Consider the following 25,350-nt stretch of genomic DNA (forward strand, 5'->3'; position numbering starts at 1 on the left):
CAGCAGCAGAGGTCTTTTAAGTGCAGGCAACAAAGACTCGAACTTGGCGGCAAATTGGCTCATGGGGAAGGTCCTGATATATGATGCCAGTATTCTACCATAGCATTCCTGCTGAATGTTTGAGTGGGTCAATGCCTATGCGGACCGGTATCAACAAGGATAACAAGTGAGACCTTTATCTTCATGGCTGAGCAGCCTGACCGGCCGTCTGATGCTGGCGTTCTGTTTGCTGGCGCTGCTGCTGTTATTACTGGTGACTCTGGGCAACTTGAGCCTTTACTGGGTCAAGGGCGCAGACAGCTTTCTTTACGAGAAGGCCTTACCCGCATCAGAAGCCGCGCGGCAGCTATCGCAATCGGCCACCTCGCTGGCGGAGAATGCCCAGCGCCTGGGCACAGTTGCCGATGAAAAGCAGCGTCAATATTTGGGGCGCCGCCTGTCTCTTGAGAGCAATCGCATGTTGGCGGCGATTGCGACCCTGGAGCAGTTGGCGGTGCCGGATTCGGCCAATCTGAAACAGGCCGCGGCCACTATTATCGCCGAGCTGACCTTACTCGGCGAACAGACGGGGGAGCGACTTGAGCGTACCCAAGCGCTGAAACAGAAAGGGCTTTTACTGGTACAGGCCTCCAAGCAGGCCGATAATCTGCTGCGCTCAGAGTTGGCGGTGCTGGACTCAGTCATTATTGCCAAGCTAAGCCAGATCCCGGGGGCGGCGGCAGTGGATGACATTATAGAGCTGGATCTCAGCAGCGCCGAGCAGCTCAACCGCGCCCTGAAACTGACCCACAAAATAGCCTTGCTCGGGCAGATATTTGCAGCGGCCGATGCGCCGCAAGACTTGGTCGGTGCCATTAACCATTCACCGTTGACCGATGATGCCCTGTCCCCAGGCTTACTCAAACGTATTCCTGTGGCTGATTTGGTTCGGGATCCCGGTAGGGCCGAGGCGCTCGAGGCCGAATTTGCTCGTCTTGATCAGGTGACTGCCGGCCAACAATTGGCCGAAGCAATATGGCAGTTGCAGCAGCAACTGGAGCAAAGGCAACTGGTGATTTCGGACAACCTCAAGTCGATGGAGCAAACCGTGGATGCTGCGCTTGAGGGCCAACAGCAACAGCTGAATTTGGCCCGACGCGACTATCTGGGGCAGCTCAATTGGGCCAGCGCCGGGCTCTGGGGGACGGGCGCCTTGATGTTGCTGCTGATCCTGTTTGTCAGTTGGCAGGTTATCTATAAGGGTATCGCCCGGCGCTTGAGCGATGCCACCCAGGCGCTGAGTCGCCTGAGTCTTGGCGATACCAACGTCAGCATACGCTCTTACGGCGATGATGAACTTACCGCCATGGCCTCGGCGCTGGAAGCCTTCAAACAGAAAACGGCCCACAATCAAAAGTTGCAGCAGGATCTGCAGCGCACCGCGGCCGAGTTGACCGAGCATAAGCTGGCGCTGGAGCTGAAGGTGGCCGAGCGAACCCGAGAACTCGCCCAGACCAACGCCCAGCTGGAAGAGGCCAGTCAGGCCAAGTCGTTGTTTTTGGCCACCATGAGCCACGAAATACGCACGCCGCTTAACGGCCTGCTCGGCACTCTGAGTCTGCTGGGGCAGGCGGAGTTACCCGCCAAGGCGCGGCAGATGCTGGCGCTGTCCCAGTACAGTGGTACTCAACTGCAAACCGTGCTCAATGACATTCTCGACTTCTCACGTCTGGAGCAGGGCAGGCTGCTCAATGAGCCAAGGGCCGTGGAGTTGCCGGCGCTGCTCAACGAAGTGACCGCCATCATGTTGGCCGGGGCCAATCTTGCCGGGCTCGAACTCAGGCTGTTAAAGCCGGAATTGCCCGAATGGGTCTGGCTCGATGGACCCAAGCTCAGACAGGTGCTGTTTAACCTTCTGGGCAATGCGATTAAGTTTACCGCCAAGGGTAGTGTGACCCTGGAGGTCAGTATTGAAGATGCGCGCCTGTGCTTCAGCGTGACCGACACAGGTATCGGCATCCGCCCCGAGGCCATGGTACATCTGTTTACTCCCTATGCCACAGAGGCAACCCATGCCAGTGCCAGGGGAACCGGGCTTGGGCTGAGTATCAGCCGTGACCTGGTGCAGTTGATGAATGGCAGTGAGAGCGGGGATGCTCCCGCCATAGACGTCATCAGTACGCCGGGGCAGGGCAGCCGTTTCAGTTTCAGTGTGCCGCTTCAGCCCTGTGAGCAGGGGGAGCAACAATCGAGTAGCCTGCCGCAGAGTGAAATCGCCAAGCGGGTGCTGCTGGTGGAAGATAACAGGGTTAATGCCTTGGTGGCTCAGGGCTTTTTGGCGCATCTTGGGCATGAGTCACTCTTGTGTGTCAGTTTGGCCGAGGCACGGAATGTGTTACTTGATAACACGTCAGGCCCATTCGATGCCGTGATGCTGGATTTACAGCTGAGTGACGGCTCCGGCAGTGAGCTGTTACCTGAGCTCAGGCAACAGCTGGGCCCCAAGGTGCCGATTGCCGCCTTTACCGCCCAGTTGCAGACTCAGGATATGGCCGATTACCAGGCCATGGGCTTTGATATAGTCCTGGGTAAGCCCTTGGGATTGCAGGCTCTGGCCAACTGGCTAGGGGTTGTCTCCGGCTCGAATCAGAGTGATGAGCGCCATAAGGAAGAGGATATCCAAGCGCCTGGCAATAAGGTATCACCCCGGAATACGGCCAACACCCAATGGCTGGCGCTGGAGCAACTTGAGCAGGATTTGCAGGTGCTCGGCAAGGCTACTTTGCTGGAGATGCGGCAGCAGTTTGTGGACAGCTGTGACGCGCAGCTGCAAGCTTTACAGGCGGCAGATGGGCAACGGGATATCATGGCTGCCAAGCTGCATGCACTCAAGGGCAGCAGTGGCAACATGGGGCTTGAAGCGCTGCACTTGCGCTGCGCCGCGCTGGAGCAGGCCATCAAGGCTGGCAAACCTTTGCGCGACGAGGTACTCACCGAGCTGACAGATTGCGTAGCGGCATCATTGCAGGCGCTCGATAACTGGCTTGAGCAGCAATCAGACTAAGGCGCTTTCTTACCTGGGGTTTAAGCACTGAAGACAGGAAGCGCAGCATTTACCGGCTGCTGAATATATAGAAAGGGCGCCGCTCGATACTCGAGTTGGCGCCCTTTGACCCTTTGACCCTTTGACCCTTTGATTAGGGGGGGGCTGTGTTACGTTTGATTCAGGCAAGTACTTGTTTGCTCTTGTCTAAATCGCCTCACTCAATGCGCTGCGGCGCTTTTCAGCCATTCGGCATCACTTTGAACAAAGGCCAGGGTCAGGCGCGCGAGTGCGGCATAAAAACCGCCGCGATCGCATTCGGCCACCCGCTGACAAAATGGCTCCAGCCAACTGAGCAGGCACTCTTGCAGATACTCCTGCTGCGTTGATGCCGAGGCGTTCAGACACAGATGAGCCTGATAGGCAAGAATCACCGCCAGGTGGTCTGCGGGCTCGGGGAAGTCACCGCTCAGCTGCAGCTGACTTCGCTGCAAAAAGGCCAGCATCTGTTGATGCTGCTCACCGAACAGGGTGACATCCTCATCCGCTTGCAGATAGAGGCCGGCATAGGGCGAAGCGCTCTGTTTACTACTCACCAAAAACAGCCCACAGAAGTCTGCCGCCAGCTCCAGCAACGCCTTGTCTCTGTCCTGCATCCAGGCAATGGATTGCAGTTTTTGCTCCATCAGCTTGGCTTCTTGCTTGAGGGAGGGATCGCTGCTCAGCTGTTGCCAAAAGGCCTTGCTTTCCGGCGCCGTCAGTTGACTCAGGCGCTCGGCATTCAACTCGCGGGCGAACAGGCCCGAGAGGAAGTTGTACAGCATGGCTCTGCCTTGATTTAACTGTTCCATTGGCTTACCTCAGTTATCTGCGATTAGTGATGGTGCGAATAAGTCCTCGTGGGACTTGTTCGCACCTTCCCTTAGATTTTTATCTCAATCGGCCCATCGAAGGAGGATACCTTGGGCGCCTTGCCGGTGAACTTTTCAAATTCCACCTGGCAAGTGTAGGCCGAGCAGGCCTGCGCCAGCTTGGAGGTACCTATATCCTGAGTCAGGGTATTGGGGTCACCATAGCTGCACAGGGCACCGATTTCGGCGCCGCCTTCGACGCTGCCATCCTTACCTACCGGGCCATACCAGGCGCCTTCATGGATCCGGATAACCCCTTTGGGGAAACGGCCCGAGACGACGGCTCCGGCCAGCAGTTGGCCGCGGCCGTTGAACACCCGCACCAGATCGCCGTCTTTGATACCGCGAGCCCTGGCATCTTCAGGGTTAATGTAAACCGGCTCACGCCCTTGCACCGTGTAGGTTTCGCGATATTCCTTGGACTCACACATCTGTGAGTGCAGGCGCTTGTCCGGGTGGCAGGACTGCAGCCAAACCGGGTACTTATCGCTGCCTGGACCGCCATGGCTGCGCTCGGATTTTTCCATCCACACTGGGTGGCCCGGGCAGTCATCATAACCGAACTGGGCAATCTTACGGCTGAAGATTTCAATCAGGCCCGAAGGAGTACCCAAGGGGTTAATCTCAGGATCCTCACGGAAGTCGGCGTGTCTGACCCAGTTTTGCCCTTCACCGAAGTGCACATAACCCTGCTTCCAGAACTCGTTGAAGTCCGGCATGGCAAACTTGCCCTGGTTGGCGGCCTTACACTCGTTGTAGAGTTTTTCCAGCCATTCCATTTCGGTTAGCCCGCGGGTGTATTCCTTCTCCTTGCCGAGTATTTTGGCAAAGCGGGTGAATATCTCAAAGTCAGACAGACTTTCAAACAGCGGCTCAACCATCTTGTGCATCGCCAGAATACCGCGGCCGGCGTAGGCACCGTAGACATCAATATCGTTGCGCTCCATGGTGGTACAGGCGGGCAAGACTATATCTGAGAAGCGGCAGGTGGCAGTCCAGTTCACATCTATGGAGACCACGCATTCCAGCTTGCGGAACGCCTGCTTCATACGGTTTCTGTCCTGATGGTGGTTCCAGGGGTTGTTGCCCGAGAACACCATCATGCGGATATCCGGATAGGTGACCTTGCTGCCGTTGGCATCAATAGTCTTGCCGGGTTCCAGAATGGCATCTATCCAGCGGGCGACAGGAATAGTGCTGCTGGCGCCCTTGAAGTCCTTGTTGTCAAACAATGGCTTTTGACCTTCGTCCAGGTTGCGCGGGAAGGCGCCCGGCGCAGCGGCACCTGTGGCGGGCACACCGATACCTGAGTAGTGGTGGCCATAGCTGATACCACCGCCAGGCAGGCCTATCTGGCCTATCATGGTGGCCAGTACCGCCGCCATCCAGTAAGGCTGCTCACCGTGTTGCTGACGCTGAATACACCAGCCCATCATGATCTGGGTACGGCCCTTGGTCAGGGTACGGGCCAGATCGCGGATGACTTCAGCCTTGACGCCACAGATGGCTTCGGCCCATTCCGGAGTCTTGGCGATGCCGTCTTTGTCCCCCAGGAGGTAGGGCAGGAACTCTTCAAAGCCCAGGCTATAGCCTTCGATAAACTTGGCATCATGCAGCTTGGCTGTGTACATCTCATGGGCGATACCCAACATCAAGGCCACGTCTGTTTGTGGGTTGACATACAGCTGCTCACAACCCAGATAGGCCTGGGTCTTGGTTTCGACCGGATCTATGCTGATCACCCGGATCTTACCGGCTTTGACCTTTTCCTTGAGCTGCGCCAGATAGGCGAAGGACTCGTGGGTTTCGGCGTTCCAGCCCACCTGCAGGTTTTTGTAAGGATCGTTGGACCAGAGCACTATGGTATCGCTGTGCTCGAGGATCAGCGGCCAGGAGGTGCCTTGAGCGTACACTTCGGTAGAGCCCAGCACATAAGGCATAATCGTTTGCCCGGCGCCAGTGGAGTAGTCGCCCACTTTCTTGACGAAGTTGCCGTGCATGGCGATGGCGCGCTGCATATGGCTGGTGCTTGAGTGTAGCTGTCCGGTGGCACGCCAACCGGTTTGTCCGGCGTGCAGGCCAGATGGTCCGTACTGGGTTTGAATGATATCCAGCGACTCTTTGAACAGAGTCAAGGCCTTGTCCCAGGTGACACGAACGAAACGGAAGTCGCCGCGTTCATGGGTATTGCTCTTGTGTCCCTTGAGCAGGAAGTCGAGCCGCACCATGGGATAACGGATCCGCGATGGGTTATAGACCAGGCCACGGATGCCGCGGATCATGTCGGTGGGATACTTGTCGTATTCCAGTGGTTTGACTTCGGCAATAACCCCGTTGCGGCGTTTGATACGAAACGCACCGAAGTGGGAGCCTGTGGTCAGCCAGGCGTCACTGTCATCCATCCCCTTGGCCAGCGCCGACAGGGGAGCGAGTACCGAACTGCTTCCGGCAACCACAACGGAAGTGGAGGCCAGGCCTTTTAAAAAGTCTCTTCTGTTCATAACGCCAACCTCTTAGTGCTCTTCTTTGCTGAAGGTGGAAGAATGTTGTTGCAGGTATTTCTGCACCAGTGCCTGGGTGTCCTGATCCATGTTGACGAAGGCCAACATCCCCTGGAACATGCCCGGCCAGGTGTTGGCATCGAAGTGATGCTCATCGGGCTGGGTGTGGCAGACACTGCAGCTAGAGGCATAAGTGCTGCGGGCATAGCCCCAGAGTGGTGCCAGTTCGGTCAGCAGATAATCGCTGTCGGTCCAGATCTCGGCTTCCACACGCTGCCACTTGAGGCCAGTCATGGGATCTTCTTTCTCTTCAAAGGTCTTGATCACCCCGTCGGTTTCGGCGGCAGCCTTGGTCAGCTGAGCCGAGAGGATATTGATACCGAAGTCCATGTAGATCACCCGGCCGGCACCTATCTTCTTACGCCAGCCATCGATGGCGATTTTGACCCGCTTGCCCTTGAGCTCCAACACCTTGATTTCGGTGGCCACGTTCAGAGTACCGGCTTCTTCCGCGCTCTTGTCATCCAGATACAGAGGCTTGGTCAAGGCGCTGAAATATTTGCCGCCCTGTTGCAGTGAGGTTTCACCCGAACCCACTTCGGCAATCAGTTCAGGAGCTCTGGCTGTGCCCATATCAGGCAGCTTGTGAGCTATGCCCTTGTGGCAATCGATGCAGGACTGATCTTTCTCGGCCGCTTGTTTCATCTGTTTTTGCGCCAGTGCTGACATCTCGTCCCATTTCATTGACTTGTAGTCATGGCAGTTTTTACAGGCCTGGGAGTTGTCACGGGCAAAACGTTTCCACTCACGGCTGGCCATTTCCAGACGCTTGGCTTCAAATTTTTCCGGAGTGTTGACCGTTTGGAACAGCCAGCCCCAGACATCGTGAGATGCTTCCATCTTACGGGCTATCTTGCGGCTCCAGTCGTGGGGTACGTGGCAATCAGGGCAGGTTGCCCGCACGCCGGAGTGATTCGACCAATGCACAGTTTGCTGCAGCTCTTGATAGGGATTGCTCTCCATCGAGTGACAGCTGATACAGAAGGCCTCAGTGTTGGTGGCTTCCAGCGCCGTATTGAAGCCGCCCCAGAAAATAATGCCCATGATAAAGGCCGACAGGCTGATGGCGCCCAGGCTCAGGTACTTGGTTGGGCGGTTGAGAGTACGCCAGATTGCTATTAACCGTTTCATCTATTCAATCCTCTCTTGTATCAGTGACTGGCGACGCCGCCGAGGGCCAGCATGATCCAGATGATCAGGCCATAGAGGCTGATACCTGTGATGGTCAGGGCCGGAAACAGCATGAAAATAATCAGGCCGTGGGCCATAAGTTCCTGTTTTTTGCTTGATGTGGACTCAGACATAGTGATTGCTCCAACGCAGCAGGGTTTGCTTGATGGGGCCACTATAGGGAAAGGATGTGAATGGCGATTGCGCTGCCAATGAATGGGATTTGAGTAAATATGAAAAGTTATGAACAACTGCATATTCAGGATGAGCCACAGATCCCGAAATCTTTTTAGCCGGGCGCGCCAATTTGCAGTATTATCCGCGACCAACAAAGGCTGCGTTGGACATCGGTTGACGATATTCCTTGGTGCCCACCACCTGCAGGTCACGTTTTATTGTGGATCTCTCACCCGCCCAGCGGGGCTCTCACCTGCCGTAGCCGGCGTCATCTGACCCGAACAAAGAGATCAAAAAGGTAGAATAATTATGATGTCTTCAAAGACAAATACCGCTGTACCTACTACATCATCATGGCTGGAACGCTTCTTCAATATCAGCGATCGTGGCAGCACTGTCCGCCAGGAAGTGATCGCCGGTTTGACCACGTTTCTTGCCATGGTTTACTCAGTTATCGTTGTCCCCTCCATGCTGGGAAAGGCCGGGTTTGATCCCGGCTCTGTGTTTATTGCCACCTGTCTGATTGCCGCCTTCGGCTCACTGCTGATGGGCCTGTGGGCCAATCTGCCGATGGCAATAGGCTGCGCCATCTCACTGACTGCATTTACCGCCTTCAGCTTGGTTCTGGGGCAGGGCATGAGCCTGCCTGTCACCCTTGGGGCGATTTTCCTTATGGGTATCGTCTTTACCCTGGTGAGTGTTACCGGCATTCGCCAGTGGGTGCTTGCTAACCTGCCCAAGGGGATTGCCCATGGCACAGGGATAGGTATCGGCCTGTTTCTGCTGCTGATTGCCACTAACAGTGTGCAACTGATTGTGGCCAATGATGCCGGTTTACCGGTCAAGCTGGGCGATATCCACAGCCTGCCGGTGATTGCCACTGTCGTGGGGTTGGCTGCCACTATCGGACTCGAGCGTCGCCGGGTACCTGGCGGTATTCTGTTGGTGATCATCGCTCTGTCAGTGTTTGGTTTGCTGTTTGACCCCAATGTGGAGTTCAAAGGCGTGTTTGCGGTACCCGACTTGGGCGCAGAAGGCTCTTTGATTGGCCAGTTGGATATCATGGGTGCCCTTAACCCTGTGGTGCTGCCGATAGTGCTGGCGCTGGTGATGACCGCCATCTTCGATGCCACTGGCACCATAAGAGCCGTAGCCGGACAAGCCAATTTGCTGGACAAGAATGACAACATCATAGGGGGCGGCAAGGCGCTGACCTCGGATTCTGTCAGCTCTATCTTCGCCGGTCTGGTGGGCGGCGCGCCTGCCGCTGTTTACATTGAATCGGCGGCCGGTACTGCCGCAGGCGGAAAAACAGGCCTGACCGCCACTGTGGTGGGTGTGTTGTTCCTGCTGATGATCTTCCTGGCACCCCTGTCTTATTTGGTACCTGCCTACGCCACGGCGCCTGCGCTCATGTATGTGGGACTTCTGATGTTGTCCAATGTCACCAAGTTGGACTTCGATGACAAGGTGGATGCCATGGCGGGACTGACCTGCGCCGTCTTCATCATACTCTCCTGCAACATAGTCACAGGCATTATGCTGGGGTTTGCAACTCTGGTTATCGGCCGTATCTGCAGCGGTGAGTGGCGTAAGCTCAAGCCAGGTGTGTTGGTTATCACCATAGGCCTGGTGGTGTTCTATATGGGCGGCTGGGCCATTTAACCCTTAGGCCCTTAGACCCTTATGGCTGGTGGCGGAAACTATCCCCCGTTAGAGTAAGCTTAATCGACTTAAACAAAGACCCCAGCCTAGGCTGGGGTCTTTGTTGTGAGCGCAGAGTCTTGCACTCCTGGGGCATACTTTGAGGATAATGGCTAAGGCATCCTCGATGACCTGGCCGATACTGCCTGCTAGCTACAGGCAAGCCCGTCGGCGCCGTATTTGATCATCCCTGAGCTGGAAACCGTCACACTTCTTGAGCCGCTGGCCTGTTTGGCCGGGCAATAGATAAAGGTCACTTCACCTGTGGTGTTGCTGAGCCCATCGGGACGAAAGCCCACATTGCTGCCTTTGATGGCGTCTTTACTGTCGATGCCTTCCACTACCCGCAGCACTTTTTCACTGCCACTGGCAGTGGTATAGACCTTGAGGCCATTGTTGAAATTGGCGGCGCAGCCGACAGCACTCTGATAGCCACAAACTTCTACTGTCATGCCATAGCTGATGGCTTGGTTGCGGGCGAAGGACAGGGCTTGCTCAATCCGGCTTATTTCCGACTGACTACGGTAGCCTTCATACAAGGAGGTGAGAGAGGGAACCCCCACAGACAGCAGTATGGCGGCTACAGCAATGGTGACCATGAGTTCGACCAGAGTAAAGCCGCGGATTATGGAACTGGAAAAATGTGGTACAGCCATAGTCAACTCTTCACACGAATAGATAGGCTTAAGTATAAGTGAATGAGTTGTTAATTACAGCTGTCTTTGCAAATCCTGTGCAGTGGTCGTCAATTCAGCCGCCATCGCCATCCTGGCAATTGATGTTTTCATCCTGAGAGTGACGGATTCGCCCCGCCTGATTGATGACCAAGGCCTCGGAATGGGGACTGTTGGCCTGACCCGGGCAATATTTGAAGGTGCCATTGGTGCCTGTTGCCAATCCGTCCGGCAGAAAGCGTATTGCATCCCGGTTGTACTTGAGTATGTCTTGGCTATCAAAAGCGCCGCTTTGAAACAGCAGCTTGTCGTCATCATCCAGGGCCAGATTACCGTTGCGATCGCTGAAAACCGTTACTCCTTGTTGCCAGGCATCGGCTTCACAGCGGCCATCCTTGAGAGCGCAGACACTGACTCTGACACCATAACTAATGGCCTGATTGCGGGCAAATTGCAGCAGTTGTTGTACTTGTTTGATGCCGGTTTGAGCGCGATAACCTTCGTAGAGTGACTTGAGTGAGGGGGCTCCGACTGAGGCCAGTACCGCCAGCAGAGCCATGGCGACCATGACCTCCAGCAGCGAAAAACCAAGCCGTAAATGACGCATAATCTCATCCTTGAGTGGTGGGCGGCCCGCATCCGGCGAACCTGAGTGTTAGTTTAGTCCAGGCAGTGGCTTGGTTCTGGTTTCCTTTTAGATGAGTTTGCACTAAATATTGCACTTGCTTACCTAAGGGATGAATAAGTACACCGAGTTGATCATGGCTACTGCGAAGGAATAGGCCTGGTTTTTTCATCTGAGCGGACAATCACTTCTTGCCTGCTGGATGTCGTGATAAGCTATCGGAATTGTATTTGAACAAGCTGGTAGCGAGCTATTTCTCCGGTCAAATTGCCGAGGGAATGGTCATGAGTCGCAAAAGAATTCCAAGCCCTAAAGGAGTGCCTGATGAAGAAAGTGGAAGCCATAATCAAGCCGTTTAAACTGGACGATGTCCGTGAGGCGTTGGCTGAGATAGGAATAACCGGTATGACGGTTCTGGAAGTCAAAGGTTTTGGCCGCCAGAAGGGACATACAGAGTTGTACCGTGGTGCCGAGTATATGGTCGACTTTCTGCCCAAGGTGAAGATAGAGCTGGTTATTCAGGATGATCTGCTGGAACAGGCACTGGATGTGATTGTTGAAACCGCCCGTACCGGTAAAATCGGCGATGGCAAGATCTTTGTGACCGATATCGAACGTATTATTCGTATCCGTACCGGTGAAGAAAACGAAGAGGCGGTATAAAAACGAACGTAAAAAATGAGGTTCATTGCAGGTTAGCGTGGACTGGAAATGAAAACGGTTGGAGAGTTATTGTTTAGTTGCCAAATAAAAACAATGACCCACTCCAACCGTTGTCGTTGTCGAATATTACCTGCACTAGCTCAGACTTGTACTGACAGTGTAGTGGTCAAGTTAATTGGCCACTACAAGCCAATCACACTCAGAACCAAAACCACCGAATGTTCCTGCGTCCGTTTTAGCAGTTTTTTATGTGTAAAACCACGATTATCGTAGTAAAGAAAAATATTTATCCAAGGTGATCTCTGCTACCCAACACTCCAGCGTACCTTCACAGGATAAACCTAATGGATTCAAAGGAGTACAGGCACTTTTGATAGGTACTAGAGAGTTTTCAATTTGATATTCAAAAGTGTAATATTCCGTTTTGTATATGAATTTATCCCCCAATAAACGACCATTCTCATCGTCGTGCCTCATAAAATAACGCGTAATTACGTGGACTTCCTCATCGTTCTCTTCAACTAATTGAGAAACAACATTGGCCATTCCTTCGTAACATTCAAATATTAATTCAGAGTAAAAGTATCAGTCATATTGATAGGGCGAAAATATATATGAGGTGTAAGAATAACACCTTCATTAGAACTAAAAGCCACATTTAATCCACTATGAGGCACTTGTTCATATAAGCTTTTTTTAAGAATCAAATGTTGGTCGAAATATATAACCTCATATAAATCATCACTCATTTACACTACATCTCCTTAACTTGTTGGCAGATTCAAATCCACATATAAAAATCAAGCCACCCACTGTAAAACAATAACTTAATCTTCTTTCTGTCTGCGTTCAAGCACCAGTAGTGGATTTGAGCACCCGGAGACAAAATGAAGACACCCATAATTCTTGGCAGGTTTCTCTCATCAAAATGAAGACACCATCAAAATGAAGACACCCATAATTCTTGGCAGATTGTTGGCTCCTTGTCTAGGCTTGAATGGAGCCTTTGAAAAGGAAAGGATGCCATGCCGAGGCCAAGATATGCTCAAGTCAGTCTTGAGGACACCCCCTTCTATCACTGCATCTCCCGCTGTGTACGTCGCGCCTTTCTATGTGGCGTTGATGATTATTCCGGCAAGAGTTATGAACATCGTCGTGATTGGGTTGAGTCGCGCTTATTGGAACTGGCGGCAGTGTTCGCCATTGACTTGTGTGCCTATGCAGTCATGTCCAATCATCTGCATTTGGTACTCAGAGTCGACTTGAAAACCGCCACTGAATGGACATTGGAGCAGGTTTTACAGCGTTGGCACCTGCTTTACAGTGGAACCCTGTTATCCCAGCGTTTTCTGCGCGGTGAAACACTTTCTGATATTGAATATCTCACCCTGCAACAAACCGCTGAAGTCTATCGCCAACGTTTGATGGATATCAGTTGGTTTATGCGGGCGCTCAATGAACCTATTGCCAGACAAGCCAATCGGGAAGACGGATGCAGCGGTCGCTTCTGGGAAGGCCGCTTCAAATCCCAGGCGCTATTGGATGATGCAGCCGTATTGGCCTGCATGGCTTATGTTGACTTGAACCCAATCCGCGCGGGAATAGCCAAAACCCCGGAGAACTCAGACTATACCAGCATTCAACGGCGGATACGGGCCGCGATGCAGGGCGAAAACACACCTGAGCTGTTCCCCTTTGTCGGCAATGAACGGCTGAACATGCCACAAGGATTGCACTTTGAAGCCAAAGATTATCTGCAACTGGTCGATGATACCGGGCGCATTATCCGCCACGACAAGCGCGGCCAGATTACTGCCGGCACAACAACCATTTTGAATCGTTTAAACATCCCCATCGACAACTGGCTCAAGTTAACGACTGATTTTAGCCGTCTATTCAAGGGGCCGGTTGGGACACTGGAATCTCTTACAGACTACTGTACTCACCTACAACGACGACGAAGGCAAGGGGCCGCTAATTGTCAGAAGTTGTTTAGCTGAATTCCCGAGGCTCCAAGATATTTCTCTCCAATCGAACTTTGTCCGACCTCCACCGTGTCTGAAATTCGACTTTTGCGCTCATTTCAATAACTGAATGGCCCTCAAAAGGCTTGAAAGATGATTTTCTCCCAGTGAAAACATCAGTGTTTCTGTGATCCAGGCAACTAGAGTCTTCACTCAGCTAATAATGGGTGTCTTTGTTGTCTCTGTAATCCAGGCAACTAGAGTCTTCACTCAGCTAATAATGGGTGTCGTTGTTGTCGCTTGTTCAAAGGGCCGGTTGGTACACTGGAATCTCTTACCGACTACTGTATTCACCTACGACGACGAAGACAAGGAGCCGCTAATTGTCAGAAGCTGTTTAGCTGAATCCCCGAAGCTCCAAGATATTTCTCTCCAATCGAACTTTGTTCGACCTCCATCGTGTCTTAAATTCGACTTTTCGCTCATTTCAATAACCGAATGGCCCTCAAAAGGCTTGAAAGATGATTTTCTCCCAGTGAAAACATCAGTTTTTCTGTGAACCAGGCAATTAGAGTCTTCACTCAGCTAATAATGGGTGTCTTTGTTGTCTGTGTAAACAAAGCATAGTCGGAGGCTAACTACCGCGCCATTAACGTTGGGTGTCCATATTTTCTTCCACGCTGGGTGTCCATTTTTGTTCATTTTTGTTCGCATATTCTCCCGTTAAGTGTGAGCTTATATCTCCGTAGCATCTGGAACATCATAGATATTATCTGTAATTTCGCTCATCAGCCGATGATCTAGTAACACCTGCATAATAACCTTCACAGTCTGGGAGCACGGAACTATTGTGTTGTTGGAATTATCAAAATTTATGCCCCACCCTCTACTGTTATTAACTCTTTGTAAATTTTGGATAAAATTTGGTCGGTTATAAATCCCTTTCTCTTCAATGACAGCCATTCTCCTCAACTGTATAGAATTGCTACCAACATATTTTACTATTGGCGATAAATCAGAAAATAGTCCGCTAAATGAGGGCGACTGCTGAAGCTGTGAAAAAGCACTAACATACTCCTCACGATATTTCATTGCAGACTCAAAACCTCGTTTATTCGCAATAAACGCTGTATTGCCAAAAACATAAAAGTCAAAGCTTTTCTCAATAGAAAAACTATTATTCTCAACGGCTGAAAGCTCGCCATTAGAAAATATCATGTTTATATACTTCTTAGGGTACGAGGTTTTCCATGATGACGTAGAACGCTTTACGGCATAAACCGTTTGTCCGTTTAATGTAAATTTAACCACATATCCTTTAGCTCCTTTTAAGTCCTTTGAGTCTGATATCCTATGTTCGCTTTCAAGGCGATCCACTAGAACTTTTAGATTATTAAAATCTGTTGAAGATGGGTCTAACGTAAGGCAGCTATTTTCGTTATTTTGCGATATGTAAGTGTATGGGCTGTGCTCCGTTATCCTATCAATCTCATTTTTGACAAACTCTTTCAGCTTTGTATTTAATTCGCTTTCAGTTTGAACGTAAAATGTGCGAAACCTTGAAGTCGTAGTACTATCTTTAAAAATCCAAAGAAGCGGATTTGAGTTATCAAAGTCAAAATTTTTCAAAGATTGAAAGTCAACAGACATTAGCCACCTCTTGCAATATAGAAATCTTGTATTGTTTGTGCGTCATATTCGCCTGGGGTCAGATTTCCTTTAAATAAAACCCTTACACTTCGCTCGTTGCCATTTATTTCCGCCTCTGCTTCGTATAGTTTCCAGCCAAACATGAGCAAAAGCGGGTTCATTATTATTTGGCCTGACTTATAGGTTATTGCGAACATCCAAAATAGGAAAACGGCAAAACCCAAGAGCTTTTCGGGATTCTCATAGCTAATTCCCATAAACGATACAACATACGGAAACACATAATTGATAATATCGTTTGGTATTGGCTTTGCCTTTTTGACCTTGGCTTTGAACGGAAAAGATATTTTTTTAAGAGATATATTTGACAAAACAACCGAAAGAATAGTTAGAAGAAGAAATACTACAGACAGGTAGGGGTTGGCGAATGGATTAAAGTAACATTCGCTCATGTTTGAAAAATCACAAAATGGCCGTTCCCACCACGACATTGGTATGTCTTGCACGGCCAGTATTAAAGCCAGAGGTAGATACGAGCCAATAAAAATCAAAAAGGCTGAAAATATTCTAAATTGCATTTTTAACTACCATCCGACATCTACACTCCTGCAGTAGTGGCACTTAACGCCAATATTCAGCGGCGGCCTTTGCGTAGCGAAGCGGAGAAAAGGCCGTCCGGTGGAGGCCCGTCAGGGCCGTAGCGAACTGGAATGACTGGTTATGAGTTTTACTTTTTACCACCGTCAATAACGCCCCGTAGCCAATGCAAAGGATCATCTTCTTTTGGCTCAGGCTTTTGTAGACCGATGAGCGGAGTGTCGAGATCGCCTTTAAGAGATCGACTTAAATGAGCTAGGTGCTCTCGTACAATATCTGATGCTTCAAATTCATCTGCCTCGGCAATATTCTCCATTGTGCCCGCCAGTGCTTCGGCATGCTCTGGGGTGAGCTGATGCAATTGAATAGCTATCAGTTGCTGCGCCAACTGTGTGGCGCGAAGTTCATCATTAAGCATGGTTATTGCCTGGGCGATGACTTCAATACTCTCATTGGAATCCATGGTCTAGCTCCTTGACTCATAACTGCTGTATAGCGCGCATGCGCGTTTTCCAAACCTATTATCTACCCGCTGTATTTTTTAACATTTTGAATTTAATAGCATTTCTTGGAGTGTTACGGAAATAACGCGCAAACTTACCTATAAATTTCCGGCATTTTGTATGGAACGTCAATAATGCTGTATAGAAATCAGTTCTGAGGTGCTTGTCATAAGCGCTTCAAGTCGTACAACCCAGGCTCAACAAAAAACGTTTAATAAAGCCATGGCTACCGCACGGATCCAAACTCCGTTTGTCCCTGAATTCCGCTTAATACGGAAAAGCGCTGCTGCTTTCGGCCTTAAGCTTAAGGAAGTGCTAAATCTAAGTGTTTTAATTAGTTATACAATACCCAGTACTGAATTTGAAAACAATTAGCCAAAGGTCAAGTTTTTGACAAAGGCAACAAAACCCTGATTTAGTTTGTTTTTGAAGCAGAATTGACTGAGTGTTTGCATTCTTCCCTGTTTTCGACGGTCACAGTCCCACCTAGTACTGGCCGAGCTTCCGGCCACGGTGTAGCCAATCACCTGCGGTGCGCCTTTTGCACAGGCGATCCTGTGACTCGCTGCGAGTACATCCTTGTAAGCTCTGCCTCGGCATCCATGCCTCGGAAGGTCACAGTTCCGCCTGTGCCTGGAAATGAGGTGTATGTCTGCGGACACTTCAGAGGTTTCAAGCTACTCGGTACTAACAGAATTGCACCAATTCCCCCTTCGGAGCCGCCGCTGGCGTTGTTGCAAATTGGCGTAGCCGAGACAGGGATGTCGAGGCTCGAAGGTCGAGCACGGATGCGAGTCCTGAGTGTAGCCAATTTGTTTCATAAGCCAGCGGGGATTTCGGCTACGTCGGGGTGTCCTTGGGGATGCAAGGGGCTTTGGACAAGCAAAGCCCCTTGCCCGGTGTGGTGTGGAACACCACGACTTTAGGCCGCTGGCACAGCGGCTATCATAGCTTCCAGCTAAAAGTTCCTAAACTAGTACTGGCCGAGCTTCCGGCCACGGTGTAGCCAATCACCTGCGGTGCGCCTTTCGCACAGGCGCTCCTGTGACTCGCTGTGAGTACGTCCCTGTAAGCTCTGCCTCGGCATCTATGCCTCGGAAGGTCACAGTTCCGCCTGTGCCTGGAAATGAGGTGTATGTCTGCGGACACTTCAGATGTTTCAAGTTACCCAGTGCTAACAGAATTGCACCAATACCCCCTTCGGAGCCGCCGCTGGCGTTGTTGCAAAGTGGCGTAGCCTAGACAGGTGAGTTGACGCAGTGCACAAATGGGGCTTATTCGCAGCTTCCTTATTCGCACCTTCAGCCCCTTTGTTTTTGATTGGTTTTCTTGAGATTAAGCCAAGATTATTTCCATTTATCTCTGAGGAACTCAGGCTCCATATATTCGTCCGGATAACGTCTCTTGCTGTCCCGGCGACGCTGTTTTACCCGTTTGTTCTTTTGCTTACCCCTGACATGATCTCCCCATGGAGCATCGTTGTCGTCGAAATCATAGTGGTTTGACATGATCCATTTCCAATAACACAGTGCATATAGGTTGCACCGCTCCTTTTTACCTAAAGCGCCGGTCAAGCTAAAGTGAGAAATTTAGCGTCTCAAGGTAAAAATTATTGCATGTCTGTCCCCGGTTTCCTTCAGGCATTAACCTGACTCTTGCTAGCCTTGTTTACGAAAACGAACAACAAACATCCCATCGGCATTGGCTTCAAAGGGCCAAATCGTCAAATACTGTGTCTGTTCACCGCTGAATGGGTGACTGAGCGTTTCCAGAGTAAACTCGGGCCGCTTGGTCAGGAAGGCATCGACCACCTGGCGGTTTTCGCTGTCCGCCAGTGAGCAGGTGGCGTAAACCAAAGTGCCACCAGGCTTGACCGCATCGCAGGCACGGCTGAGTATGTCGAGCTGCAGCGCGGGTTTATCGCTGATGGCCTGGCTGTCATCCAGCCAGCGCATGTCCGGATTTCGGCGCCAGGTGCCGGTGCAGCTGCAGGGGGCATCGACCAGCACGCCGTCAAAGGCTTCTCTGGCAACCGGCAGGGCATCGCTGCGCCAAGGCGCAACCTTGATGTCGAAACCGGCGCGTTTGGCGCGTTTTTCCAGTTCATTGAGCGCAGCCGGGCGGATATCTGAGGCGGTAATAGTGCCCAAAACACCTTTGGCGGCGCTATCTTGCTGCATCAGCGAGCTGAGTTGCAGGCTCTTGCCACCGGCGCCGGAGCAGGCGTCCCACCAGTTTTCGTCGGCCCTTGGCGCGCAAACCTGGCCTATGACCTGGGAGGCCAGATCCTGCACTTCAATAAAACCTTCTTTATAGAGTCTGATTTCATTGAGATTGATACTCTTGCTGCCAAGGCTGATGGCGTCATTGAAGACGGGAGCGGCGCTGGCATCGACTCCGGCGCTTCTGAGTTCGGCCAGGGCCTTGGACTGCGACATATTTTGCACCCTGGCCCAGATAGGTGGGCGGCTGCAAAGCGCGTCTATCAGCAGCTCTTCCCGGGCCTCTGGCAGCGGCGCCACGGCCTGCCAGAACCAGTCCGGTGCCAGGTCTTTTGCCAAGACATGTCGGCCAGAGACCTTGGATACCAATTCGGCGGCGGCTTTGGGGGCCAGAGCCTGCTCAGGCAGGGCGAATGACTTGCCCGCTTGTTGCTGCCAGGCACAAACAATGTCCGTCCAAGGGTGGGCTTCTATCGCCGCCGCCAATGTCAGGCGCAAAAACCACAGGCTTTGCTCATCGGTAGCTTCAAGTTGTTGCAACCAACCCCACCAACGAAACAGGGCAAACAGGGTTTCCCGAATGACCTTTCTGTCTTTGGAGCCGTGTTTCTTGTTGCTGCGGAAATAGTTCGCCAGCACCCGATCGGCACTCTGGCGACTGTCGAGTATTTCAGTAAACAGTGTGTTGATGGTGTTGGCATAACTGGCGGCACGTTTTTGGGCCTGAGTCAGTGAAGGGCTTGGCGCGGTCAAAGGTTTCTCTGCATCAAGTGGGGATAGCAATGGCGCCAATATTAACAGAAGTGCCGCGGCCTGTCCCCGGCACCTTGTTTGCTCCGGCACCGTGTTTGCTCCGGCACCGTGTTTGCTAATGGTTGCTACTGTTTACTAATGCTTACCACACTGCTCAGACTTAGCGGGTAACCATTTGCGCTATCTGTTTGGCCCTGTCTTCATCGCTTAACTGCTCCCTGGACTCTGGGGTGACTATGCCTTTTTGACAGGCCGGGCGCAGAGCCAGCGTATCGAGCCAACGTTGCAGATGAGGCAGACCTTGAATATCTATGCCGCTCCAGTCGTAAATCCGCACCCAGGGCCAGGTGGCCATATCGGCTATGCTGTACTCATCACCGGCCAGATAGGCATGTTTGGCCAACTGATTATCCATCACCTCAAACAGGCGCCGGCCCTCTTTTTGATAACGTTCTATCGCGGCCGGGATCTTCTCCGGAAAATAGCGATAGAACACATTGGCTTGTCCCATCATGGGGCCTACGCCGCCCATCTGGAACATCAGCCATTGGATGACCTTGGAGCGCTTCTTGGCATCAACAGGTAAGAATTTCCCCGTTTTTTCAGCCAAGTAAAGCAGGATGGCACCGGATTCAAACACCACGAAATCATCGTTGTCCCTGTCTATGATGGCCGGGATCCGGCCGTTGGGATTGATGGCTAAAAACTCGGGTTGTTTCTGTTCATTGGCACTGAGATCCAGATGGTGTACCCGGTAGGGCAAGCCCATCTCTTCCAGGGCTATACTGATTTTAAAGCCGTTGGGGGTGGCGGCGGTATAGAGTTCAATCATGTGTGTCTCCTTGATTTTAACCTTGCTTTTATCCTTGTTTTGGCTGGCTCATTGCCGGGCGTTGTCCGGTTTGCTCATACCAGCTCTGCAGCACAGGGAAAGGTTGCAGTGAAATCTGCAGATTTTTGATGAATCCCAATAAGATATAGGCGGTAATATCGGCAATGGAGTAGTTGTCACCGGCCAGATAAGGGGATTCACTCAGGCGCTGCTCCAGCAGAGGCAGGAAAGATTCCAGGCGCTTGCGGGATTCTTCGCCCCAGGCTTGAATGCAGGTTTCCCGGTCGCTGTAGATGCCGCTGATATTGCGAAATGCCTGAAAGGCAGGTAACACCCCCTGCAGTTCAACGATGCGCTGCCACATCTCCACCTTTGCTCGCTCCAGCGGCGTGCTACCAAAGAGCTTAAGCTCGGTAGGGAACAACTCGTCGAGATAACGGCAGATGGCCACAGACTCGCACAGATAACTGCCATCATCCAGCTCCAGCAGCGGAATGCGGCCATTGAGACTCTTGGCCTTGAATTCGGCCGAGAGATTTTCTCCGCCGCGAAGATCGACGTTTACCCGCTCGATATCTATGCTTTTTTCCGCCATGAAAATACTGACTCTGCGGGCACTTGGGGTAGGTCCGAGTTCATACAGCTTCATCTATCTTTCTCCATCTGTCTTGGGCTGTTTAGTTATTTTCCCTGTCTTGGGCTGTTTAGTTATTTTCCCTGGCTTGGCTGTCAGGAAAATCTATTCAAATCTTTTTCGGAACGATCGTTTAGGTTAGACTTTAGGGGATATCAGAACGATCAGTCAAGAATTAATTTGGCTAAATATACAGCACGTCATTCGCTGGAAACGCTTGGGAGCAGTATGGCAAGAAGTTGCAATTTTGACCGGGAAGATAAGCTGAAATTGGCAATGGAGCTCTTTTGGCAAAAGGGTTATGCCGCCACCTCAGTGGCGGATCTGGTCGAGCATCTGGGGATCAACAGATTCAGTCTCTATAACACCTATGGCGACAAGCTGAATCTGTACCGGGAGGCGCTGCGTCTGTATCTGCAGCAAAATTCGTTGCCAGCGCTCGACAGCCTGCGCGCCGAAGGCGCAGGGTTACAACAGGTAATTGATTATCTTGAGCAGTTTGTGGCCCTGCAGCGAGAGCAAAAATACGGCTGTTTCCTGCAAAATGCGCTGCTGGAGATGAGCCTGGAGGATACTGTCGTACAGCAAGAGAGTCGGCACTTGTTTGACTCCATCAAGGAGGCGTTTGCCAAGGCGTTGACCCACGCCAGAGAGCGCGGCGAGCTTAACAGCGACAATACCGAGGCGCTCGCGGCCTGGTTACTGCTGCAACTGCAGGGAATTCGGGTGCTCGGCAAGGCCGGTTTGCATCAGGAGTTGCAGCAGGCGCTGAGTGTGATGCGCGCTCAGCTTGGACGTTGAGCCAGATTGTACCTGGGCGGTTTAAGCCCGGGTGCGGCAATCAATAATCCAGGAACAGACATCAATAATCCAAGTCCAGGGCAAAGCACAGATAGCGCATCAACGCCTGGGTGTGTTGGAACTCACTGGCACAGAAGTCGACAAAATCGCTGCGACAAACCTGCTCTTTTGTCAGCATCTTAAGCGCCACATAGTCTTTGCGTTTCAACTCGTTTATCAATGGGTGGCTTTTATCGAATCCCTTGGGTGGCCGCACCAGGCTGTCACCGTCCATCGTAAACCCATGGCGCAGTAATTCCTCCAACGCCTTACTGTAGGCGCGTGGGTTGTCGTCGATACATTGCCTGATGGCGCCGAGCACCTTGGATTCGGGGCGCCAGATCCCGGCAGCGATAAAGCAGCCATCGTTGGCCAGATGCAGATACAACCCGGGAGCGTGGACATCCTTACCCTGAAAATGGCGAAACTGGATCCCGACATTGAGCTTGTAGGGCGACTTGTCGTGACCAAAGCGAGTGTCCCGTTGTGGCCGCATCAAACTGCCTCCGACCTTCTTGGCGACCGCCGTCAATCTGGGAGACAAGGCCTGAATAGGCTGCTGCATCTGTTCAATAAATGTCAGTGCCGGCCCTCTGAGCAGGGTTTCATACTCATCCTGATGTTGCTTGAACCAGGCCCTGTCGTTGTTGTTTTCCAGCCGGGTCAGAAAGGCAAAACCTTGTTCGCTGAAGCTCATTTTTGTTCTCCATTTTCTTCACGGCGATATCTCAGGTGAAAGCCTGTTGTGAGTCAAGTGGTTTTACATTTTTAAAACAAAGATAACCAAATTGGATCCTGTGTAAATATCTGTGAGAATAATTCTCATTTGTCGGCTTGATTCTTATAATGCCGCCTTATTTTTAAGGGGAGATGATAGATGACAAGCGAACAATCCCGGCGAATGGCGCCGAGCGGCAAGCTGCCATTACTGCTGTGTGCCTTGGCGCCCTGGCCCTTGCTGGCCGCCACCTCTCAGCCGCCCAAGAGTGGTACCAGCGTGCTGGGTGAACCTAAGGTGGAAGCGATAGAGATCATAGAGGTGCGTGGCCAGCCTTTTCGTCGGGAACTGACGCTGACCCGTCCGGGCGAAGCCTTGGTGACATTGGAGGACATAGAGGAGCAACAGGCGGGAAACTTTGCCGAAGTGCTGGACACTGTGCCCGGCATCACTCTTGATGGCGGCCCCCGTAGCGGCGGTGAGAAAATCAATGTTTGGGGCTTTGGTGAGACAGAAGATCTCAATGTCTATGTCGACAACGCCCCGGTCGGGTTTGAACAGTATCGCTACGGCTCTTTCTTTATCGACCCGGATATGGTCAAGCGAATTGAGGTGATCAAGGGCGCCCACGATCCCCGCTCCGGCAATGGTGGTTTCGGTGGCTCCATGTATGTGGTGACCAAGAGTGCCGATGATTTTCTGGATTACGGCAAAACCTTGGGCGCCAGAGTCAAGGCCAGCTATGCCGATAACAACGGCTTGGAGACTTACACAGGTACGCTTTATGGCCGCTTGAACTCAGGGCTGTCGGCACTTGTTAACTACAGCTATAAAGATGCCGGCGATCTTGAGCTGGGCAACGGCCAGGTGTTTCGTTTCTCTGGCTATCGGCAAAACAACCTCCTGGCCAAGCTGGATTATGAGCTGGGGGCGCACAAGTTGTCTTTGAGCTATACCTCCTACGATGATGAAGGCCGTAAACCCTGGGCCAACCGCCGCGGCGAAATGCCCACTGTATCTGAGTTCAATATCAAAAAGTACGGCTCTTTTGAGGCGGCAGAATACGCCAATACCGCCCTCAACAGTTACAAAGACCGCACAGTTTCACTCAACTACCGTTATACACCGGCCAGTCCGCTGTGGGATCTGCAATTGGCGCTGTCCAGCAGCAGTAACGACAGACACTGGGTAAGGCCCCAGATAGCCTTCGATAAGATGTTTGTTTCTGTGGGTAACTTTGGCCACGAGTCCTGGCTCGAATACGACAGGGACTTTATCGATATCAACAACACCAGCCAGTTGGGTGACCACTTGTTGATTGTGGGGCTGCAGTACCGCTCGCTCGATCGCCGCTCACTGGTATTCAACAAGAGTTATCAGAACAAGGCGGAGAAAAACTTCGGCCTGTACACGCCTTACTACCAGCCTGGAGGTCGCCAGGATACCTACGCCTTTTATATCAGCGACAGCATTGCCCTGACGGATAACCTCATTCTAAAACCATCGCTGCGGTTCGACAGTATTTACAGCATAGGCCATGGCAATCTGGCGCCGGATTACAACGACCCCAGTGTCGGCCATGATTTTTCCTCTACCCGCCACAGCGGTTGGTCGCCAAGACTAGGGCTGGAATACCGTCTCGGTGATGTCAGCTTCCTGACCCTGGACTATGCCTACAGCCTGCAGGCACCTGTGGTGGATGAGATTTATGCGGTGCAATATGCCAAGGCCAGTAGTGATCAGGCGACCAGTCGCGGGATAGATGTCGAGCGACTGCACGCCTACAAGCTTGGGCTGAGCAGCGCCTTTGATGGGGTCTTCGCCGGCGATGACAGGCTCTCGACCCAACTGACTCTGTATTGGAATCAGGGAAAACAGGATATCGCCCAGCGCAAAGGGCTCTGGGTCGACAAGAGTCAACCATTTGAGAGCGGCTATGTGAATCTCGACGGCTACCATATCTACGGTGGCGACTTCGAGGCTCAATACCGTTGGCACGATTGGTTTGCCGACTATACGGCTTCCTATACCCGAGGCAAGCACAGCGGCAGCCTGCGTGACAGCAGTGGCAGGGATGAAAACCTGGCAGACATTCCTCCGCTCAATATGCGTCTGCACCTGGGGTACTACCTGACTCCCGAGCTGTCGCTCTCCTGGCGTGGTAGTTGGTATGATGCGCAGCAGAAGGTGCCGGATGAGGGCCTGTTTGTCAGCGACAGACCGAGCCAGGCCTATTTTCTGCAAGACTTGTATCTTGCCTTCCAGCCGGAAGATATGTTGCAGGGGCTTGAGCTGAGGCTGGCACTGCGTAACCTGACCAACCAGTATTACAGTCCGCATCTGGCCGATGGCATTGCGGCTCAGGGACGGGATATTCGCCTCAGTCTGGCGTACCAGTTCTGATAAAACCCCAGTTATTTTGTGCTTTTGTGAGCTGCAAACCTGATCAAGCTCTGATTTTGCGGCATAATGTGCGTTTTGCCTGACCGAAGAATATTAGTAATGACTTCAGAAACTGAACTGCAAAGCCGCTGTGGCGGGAAATGTGAACTCTGTGGAGCCGAAGGCGCTCTGTCTGTCTACGATCTGCCTCACTCGGGTGATCGCACCGACGGTGACATCATGATCTGCGCTACCTGTGAAGGTCAGATTGCCGCTCCGGACACCATGGATGTTAACCACTGGCGTTGCCTGAACGACAGTATGTGGAGTCAGGTTCCTGCCGTACAGGTAATGGCTTACCGCATGCTCAAGCGCCTCAGTGGCGAAGGTTGGGCTCAGGATCTGCTGGATATGCTTTATCTGGAAGAGGATCTCAAAGCCTGGGGCGATGCCGAGTCTCTGGCGGCCGACAGCGATGATTCGGCGCCGACACTGGACAGCAATGGCACTCAGTTGGCCGCCGGTGATACCGTAGTGATTATTAAAGATCTCAACGTGAAGGGCACCAGCTTTGTGGCCAAGCGCGGCACCGCCGTGCGTAACATAGCTCTGACCAACAACCCTGAGCATATCGAAGGCCGGGTCAATGGTACCCGCATCGTTATCCTGAGCTGCTATGTGAAGAAATCTTAAGCGGAGCTGTTCGCCTCTTCGCTGATTAATGCAGTTAAAAAACGCCGCAGAAATC

22 protein-coding genes and 1 pseudogene are annotated in these 25,350 nt (G+C 52.0%); 8 read left to right on the top strand and 15 right to left on the bottom strand.

The features are described 5' to 3' along the window. The first annotated feature begins 166 nt into the window (after positions 1-166). The gene (gene torS / locus ACWAU4_RS06440) at positions 167-3,043 is read left to right on the top strand and encodes a TMAO reductase system sensor histidine kinase/response regulator TorS (RefSeq protein ID WP_208194026.1); all 2,877 of its coding nucleotides are present in this window, start codon (positions 167-169) and stop codon (positions 3,041-3,043) included. Positions 3,044-3,243: 200 nt separating this feature from the next. On the opposite strand, the gene torD is transcribed toward torS, so the two are convergent. From torD to ACWAU4_RS06460, 4 genes are all read right to left on the bottom strand, one after another. Continuing rightward, positions 3,244-3,873: a molecular chaperone TorD gene (torD, locus tag ACWAU4_RS06445; RefSeq protein ID WP_208194027.1), complete on the bottom strand. Its 630-nt coding sequence runs from the start codon at positions 3,871-3,873 to the stop codon at positions 3,244-3,246. A 71-nt stretch (positions 3,874-3,944) separates the two neighbouring features. Next, positions 3,945-6,434 carry a trimethylamine-N-oxide reductase TorA gene (gene torA, locus ACWAU4_RS06450; protein WP_208192921.1) on the bottom strand — a complete coding sequence of 830 codons (2,490 nt, stop codon included), beginning with the start codon at positions 6,432-6,434 and terminating at the stop codon, positions 3,945-3,947. Positions 6,435-6,446: 12 nt separating this feature from the next. After that, positions 6,447-7,625 carry a pentaheme c-type cytochrome TorC gene (torC, locus tag ACWAU4_RS06455; protein WP_025009951.1) on the bottom strand — a complete coding sequence of 393 codons (1,179 nt, stop codon included), beginning with the start codon at positions 7,623-7,625 and terminating at the stop codon, positions 6,447-6,449. A 20-nt stretch (positions 7,626-7,645) separates the two neighbouring features. Next, complete coding sequence (locus ACWAU4_RS06460) at positions 7,646-7,798, bottom strand: nitrate reductase (RefSeq protein ID WP_025009952.1); 153 nt, start codon at positions 7,796-7,798, stop codon at positions 7,646-7,648. A gap of 352 nt (positions 7,799-8,150) precedes the next feature. Between ACWAU4_RS06460 and ACWAU4_RS06465 the strand changes: the two genes are divergently transcribed. Next, entirely contained in the window at positions 8,151-9,506 is a 1,356-nt protein-coding gene (locus ACWAU4_RS06465; protein ID WP_129979482.1) for an NCS2 family permease, read from the top strand. Between the two features lie 188 nt (positions 9,507-9,694). Here the strand turns inward: ACWAU4_RS06465 and ACWAU4_RS06470 are convergent, their stop codons facing one another. Continuing rightward, positions 9,695-10,201, bottom strand: coding sequence for a GspH/FimT family pseudopilin (locus ACWAU4_RS06470; RefSeq protein ID WP_093982453.1), 507 nt, complete (start codon positions 10,199-10,201; stop codon positions 9,695-9,697). Positions 10,202-10,295: 94 nt separating this feature from the next. Then, positions 10,296-10,826: a GspH/FimT family pseudopilin gene (locus ACWAU4_RS06475; RefSeq protein ID WP_144227608.1), complete on the bottom strand. Its 531-nt coding sequence runs from the start codon at positions 10,824-10,826 to the stop codon at positions 10,296-10,298. A gap of 342 nt (positions 10,827-11,168) precedes the next feature. On the opposite strand from ACWAU4_RS06475, the gene glnB reads away from it, so the two are divergent. Beyond that, a complete protein-coding gene (gene glnB, locus ACWAU4_RS06480; RefSeq protein ID WP_025009956.1) occupies positions 11,169-11,507 on the top strand; it encodes a nitrogen regulatory protein P-II in 339 nt (112 codons plus the stop codon). A gap of 566 nt (positions 11,508-12,073) precedes the next feature. Here the strand turns inward: glnB and ACWAU4_RS06485 are convergent. Continuing rightward, positions 12,074-12,256 carry a hypothetical protein gene (locus tag ACWAU4_RS06485; protein ID WP_208194028.1) on the bottom strand — a complete coding sequence of 61 codons (183 nt, stop codon included), beginning with the start codon at positions 12,254-12,256 and terminating at the stop codon, positions 12,074-12,076. Positions 12,257-12,532: 276 nt separating this feature from the next. Between ACWAU4_RS06485 and ACWAU4_RS06490 the strand changes: the two genes are divergently transcribed. Continuing rightward, positions 12,533-13,507, top strand: a complete 975-nt coding sequence (locus tag ACWAU4_RS06490) for a transposase (RefSeq protein WP_208125626.1) — start codon at positions 12,533-12,535, stop codon at positions 13,505-13,507. 261 nt (positions 13,508-13,768) lie between these two features. Continuing rightward, positions 13,769-13,876 (top strand): annotated as a pseudogene (locus tag ACWAU4_RS06495) (transposase); the annotation flags it as partial. A gap of 330 nt (positions 13,877-14,206) precedes the next feature. Here the strand turns inward: ACWAU4_RS06495 and ACWAU4_RS06500 are convergent. From ACWAU4_RS06500 to ACWAU4_RS06530, 7 genes are all read right to left on the bottom strand, one after another. After that, complete coding sequence (locus ACWAU4_RS06500; protein WP_208125627.1) at positions 14,207-15,121, bottom strand: DUF4868 domain-containing protein; 915 nt, start codon at positions 15,119-15,121, stop codon at positions 14,207-14,209. Continuing rightward, positions 15,121-15,699: a hypothetical protein gene (locus ACWAU4_RS06505; protein ID WP_208125628.1), complete on the bottom strand. Its 579-nt coding sequence runs from the start codon at positions 15,697-15,699 to the stop codon at positions 15,121-15,123. The genes ACWAU4_RS06500 and ACWAU4_RS06505 overlap by 1 nt, the downstream gene beginning before the upstream one ends. Before the next feature lie 149 nt (positions 15,700-15,848). Continuing rightward, positions 15,849-16,181 (bottom strand): hypothetical protein, encoded by a 333-nt coding sequence (locus tag ACWAU4_RS06510; RefSeq protein ID WP_208125629.1) that lies wholly within the window; start codon positions 16,179-16,181, stop codon positions 15,849-15,851. Positions 16,182-17,567: 1,386 nt separating this feature from the next. Next, positions 17,568-17,729, bottom strand: coding sequence for a hypothetical protein (locus ACWAU4_RS06515; protein ID WP_037437387.1), 162 nt, complete (start codon positions 17,727-17,729; stop codon positions 17,568-17,570). Between the two features lie 150 nt (positions 17,730-17,879). Continuing rightward, positions 17,880-19,196 (bottom strand): RsmB/NOP family class I SAM-dependent RNA methyltransferase, encoded by a 1,317-nt coding sequence (locus ACWAU4_RS06520; protein ID WP_243756831.1) that lies wholly within the window; start codon positions 19,194-19,196, stop codon positions 17,880-17,882. A 160-nt stretch (positions 19,197-19,356) separates the two neighbouring features. Beyond that, positions 19,357-20,028, bottom strand: coding sequence for a glutathione S-transferase family protein (locus ACWAU4_RS06525; protein WP_208125630.1), 672 nt, complete (start codon positions 20,026-20,028; stop codon positions 19,357-19,359). Between the two features lie 28 nt (positions 20,029-20,056). Then, positions 20,057-20,677 carry a glutathione S-transferase family protein gene (locus ACWAU4_RS06530; RefSeq protein WP_208125631.1) on the bottom strand — a complete coding sequence of 207 codons (621 nt, stop codon included), beginning with the start codon at positions 20,675-20,677 and terminating at the stop codon, positions 20,057-20,059. A gap of 213 nt (positions 20,678-20,890) precedes the next feature. Between ACWAU4_RS06530 and ACWAU4_RS06535 the strand changes: the two genes are divergently transcribed. Beyond that, positions 20,891-21,463 (top strand): TetR/AcrR family transcriptional regulator, encoded by a 573-nt coding sequence (locus tag ACWAU4_RS06535; RefSeq protein WP_208125632.1) that lies wholly within the window; start codon positions 20,891-20,893, stop codon positions 21,461-21,463. A gap of 61 nt (positions 21,464-21,524) precedes the next feature. On the opposite strand, the gene ACWAU4_RS06540 is transcribed toward ACWAU4_RS06535, so the two are convergent. After that, a complete protein-coding gene (locus ACWAU4_RS06540; protein WP_208194029.1) occupies positions 21,525-22,199 on the bottom strand; it encodes a DUF2461 domain-containing protein in 675 nt (224 codons plus the stop codon). A gap of 180 nt (positions 22,200-22,379) precedes the next feature. Between ACWAU4_RS06540 and ACWAU4_RS06545 the strand changes: the two genes are divergently transcribed. Then, complete coding sequence (locus ACWAU4_RS06545; RefSeq protein WP_243890830.1) at positions 22,380-24,623, top strand: TonB-dependent receptor domain-containing protein; 2,244 nt, start codon at positions 22,380-22,382, stop codon at positions 24,621-24,623. 99 nt (positions 24,624-24,722) lie between these two features. Next, positions 24,723-25,295, top strand: a complete 573-nt coding sequence (locus ACWAU4_RS06550; RefSeq protein WP_025890059.1) for a PhnA domain-containing protein — start codon at positions 24,723-24,725, stop codon at positions 25,293-25,295. Positions 25,296-25,350: the final 55 nt, after the last annotated feature.

The sequence above is a fragment of the Shewanella sp. FeAMO genome (assembly GCF_053653955.1).

Excerpts from the sequence above, each read along its gene's own strand:
- ACWAU4_RS06490 (WP_208125626.1), top strand. The coding sequence starts at position 12,533 with ATGCCGAGGCCAAGATATGCTCAAGTCAGTCTTGAGGACACCCCCTTC.
- ACWAU4_RS06465 (WP_129979482.1), top strand. The coding sequence starts at position 8,151 with ATGATGTCTTCAAAGACAAATACCGCTGTACCTACTACATCATCATGG.
- ACWAU4_RS06545 (WP_243890830.1), top strand. The coding sequence starts at position 22,380 with ATGACAAGCGAACAATCCCGGCGAATGGCGCCGAGCGGCAAGCTGCCA.
- ACWAU4_RS06510 (WP_208125629.1), bottom strand. The coding sequence starts at position 16,181 with ATGGATTCCAATGAGAGTATTGAAGTCATCGCCCAGGCAATAACCATG.
- ACWAU4_RS06505 (WP_208125628.1), bottom strand. The coding sequence starts at position 15,699 with ATGCAATTTAGAATATTTTCAGCCTTTTTGATTTTTATTGGCTCGTAT.
- ACWAU4_RS06485 (WP_208194028.1), bottom strand. The coding sequence starts at position 12,256 with ATGAGTGATGATTTATATGAGGTTATATATTTCGACCAACATTTGATT.
- ACWAU4_RS06540 (WP_208194029.1), bottom strand. The coding sequence starts at position 22,199 with ATGAGCTTCAGCGAACAAGGTTTTGCCTTTCTGACCCGGCTGGAAAAC.
- ACWAU4_RS06530 (WP_208125631.1), bottom strand. The coding sequence starts at position 20,677 with ATGAAGCTGTATGAACTCGGACCTACCCCAAGTGCCCGCAGAGTCAGT.
- ACWAU4_RS06500 (WP_208125627.1), bottom strand. The coding sequence starts at position 15,121 with ATGTCTGTTGACTTTCAATCTTTGAAAAATTTTGACTTTGATAACTCA.
- ACWAU4_RS06535 (WP_208125632.1), top strand. The coding sequence starts at position 20,891 with ATGGCAAGAAGTTGCAATTTTGACCGGGAAGATAAGCTGAAATTGGCA.
- torA (WP_208192921.1), bottom strand. The coding sequence starts at position 6,434 with ATGAACAGAAGAGACTTTTTAAAAGGCCTGGCCTCCACTTCCGTTGTG.
- ACWAU4_RS06515 (WP_037437387.1), bottom strand. The coding sequence starts at position 17,729 with ATGTCAAACCACTATGATTTCGACGACAACGATGCTCCATGGGGAGAT.
- ACWAU4_RS06550 (WP_025890059.1), top strand. The coding sequence starts at position 24,723 with ATGACTTCAGAAACTGAACTGCAAAGCCGCTGTGGCGGGAAATGTGAA.
- torD (WP_208194027.1), bottom strand. The coding sequence starts at position 3,873 with ATGGAACAGTTAAATCAAGGCAGAGCCATGCTGTACAACTTCCTCTCG.
- glnB (WP_025009956.1), top strand. The coding sequence starts at position 11,169 with ATGAAGAAAGTGGAAGCCATAATCAAGCCGTTTAAACTGGACGATGTC.
- ACWAU4_RS06525 (WP_208125630.1), bottom strand. The coding sequence starts at position 20,028 with ATGATTGAACTCTATACCGCCGCCACCCCCAACGGCTTTAAAATCAGT.
- torC (WP_025009951.1), bottom strand. The coding sequence starts at position 7,625 with ATGAAACGGTTAATAGCAATCTGGCGTACTCTCAACCGCCCAACCAAG.
- ACWAU4_RS06475 (WP_144227608.1), bottom strand. The coding sequence starts at position 10,826 with ATGCGTCATTTACGGCTTGGTTTTTCGCTGCTGGAGGTCATGGTCGCC.
- ACWAU4_RS06470 (WP_093982453.1), bottom strand. The coding sequence starts at position 10,201 with ATGGCTGTACCACATTTTTCCAGTTCCATAATCCGCGGCTTTACTCTG.
- ACWAU4_RS06460 (WP_025009952.1), bottom strand. The coding sequence starts at position 7,798 with ATGTCTGAGTCCACATCAAGCAAAAAACAGGAACTTATGGCCCACGGC.